Origin of the sequence: Paenibacillus naphthalenovorans, from assembly GCF_900099895.1 — a bacterium.
In the GTDB taxonomy this organism is placed as follows: domain Bacteria; phylum Bacillota; class Bacilli; order Paenibacillales; family NBRC-103111; genus Paenibacillus_G; species Paenibacillus_G naphthalenovorans.
In genome coordinates this window covers 1-1773 of record NZ_FNDY01000079.1, presented here as the reverse complement: position 1 = coordinate 1773, position 1773 = coordinate 1, and the positions used below count along the sequence as shown (strand labels likewise).

The 1773-nt window shown below is 50.5% G+C and carries 1 protein-coding gene; it reads left to right on the top strand.

What is annotated here, in order from left to right; translation table 11 throughout:
* Nucleotides 1-37: 37 nt before the first annotated feature.
* A complete protein-coding gene (locus tag BLT35_RS26005; protein WP_074730233.1) occupies nt 38-1765 on the top strand; it encodes a hypothetical protein in 1728 nt (575 codons plus the stop codon).
* The last annotated feature ends 8 nt before the right edge of the window (nt 1766-1773 follow it).

The window sequence follows — 1773 nt, the reverse complement described above, 5'->3', positions numbered from 1 at the left end:
AAATAACCGACATCAGACTTGACAGGAGGAAACCCAAGTGAAACACAAGCTGAAGAAAACCGTAGCATCTGTTGTAATTACCGCCTCGATGATAAGCACCGGTTACTCCGCTTTTGCGGCCGAGGCTTCAGAACCCGCCGTCAGCGCACAGACGGCCGTTACATACAAATTGACCCAGGTCTTGGATGTCGAGGTCAAAAGCGTATTGAACGAACGCGTACAGGAAGGGACGCGTCTGGGTGTCGTCATCCGGATGAAGAACAACGGCAATGCCGTAACGAGAGTTCCGGAATACGAGCTTCGCGTGAAGACGAGCGAAGGCATTGAATATACGCTGCAGCCCAGCGCCTCCAATGCCAAAGCGATTCAACCGAAAGCCAATACCGAGCTGAGCTATATGACGGTTATCGACCGGACCGACAGCGTCAGCTTAACCGAGGTCAACTGGACGGATGTAGACGTGTATGTCTATCCAAAGAAGGAGACGCTGATCGCAGCCGCTCCGATTCAAGGAGAAACGTGGAAAGGAAGCGATACGCCGATTACGGATCCCGCGGCCGTCAAAAAATGGTCGGACTCCTTCGTGATTCCGTCGGTGATCTCTCCGATTCAATATACACCGGTAGGCATCAACAAAGAATCGACCAAGGAGGGTACATTCTACGTCGTACAGCTTTTGGCTTACAATCCGGCGGACAAAAGAGAGATCGTCCCTGATTTTGTTATCGACGGTAAAACGGACGGCAAGATTTACTCCGGCAGCCGGGTAGAGCAGGGGATCGTTGCCTTGGAAGCGAAAGAAAAAAAATATATCCATTACTCCATTCCCGTTGATCAGGATGCCGTACTCACCAGCTTAAACCTTCTGACTCCCGAGTCGTTTGCCCAGGGCGGGGCAGGGGGACCGGGAGAGAAGGTGACCTACAATGTGGGACGCCTGAACATTCTGCTTCCGAACCAAGGAAACATCAATAACCATGAGGCTTACACGCTCGGTGCGCCGATGAAATTTGACAGCCTGAGCACCTTGATTCACCCGGATATGGAAGTATCCGTCGTTGAACTGAACATGCATGAGAATAAAGAGGAAGGCTCCAAGAACGTCACGGCCAAATTTAAGCTGACGAACAAGAGCGACCGTCCGATCGCCGTACCGAATTTCCAATCCGAAATCATGAGCGCGGACGGATACCAGTACAGCGGCAGCAAGCAGAGCATCAGCACGCCTTCGGTCCTGCCGAATTCGTCGATTACGGTCAGCTTCCAGTATACGGTGCCATTCTCCGAGACGGGCAAAGGACTGGCGCTCCGAGTATTGGACGCCAAGACGGCAGCTCCGTATAAAACAACCATCGCAACTTATAATGTGACGCTTCAACCCGAAAATGAGCAAAACCAATTTAGTGTTTATCCGTTCGATGTGAAGGTAAGCAGCTGGAATATCAGCGCGCTGTATAACTCGACGACGCTTACGCATTCCTACAAAGCCAAATTTTTCTTTGATATCGAGCGTCAGCAGCAGGTTCAGATCGATCCGAGCTTCTCTCATTTGCAGTTTGAGCTTTATGATAATTTAGACCGTTTACTCGGAACGGCAACCGCTCCTTTCATCGGTTCGAACCGGATTGTAAACGGAGAAAACAACTTTACCTTCAGCGGCAATTCCGAGCAGTTTGGTTACCCGTTATCCGTTCGCATCTACGAAGTGTTTACCACAGAGACAGGTGCAGAAGGTAAACGTCTGCTTGGCGTATTCAAGCAATAATCCGACTT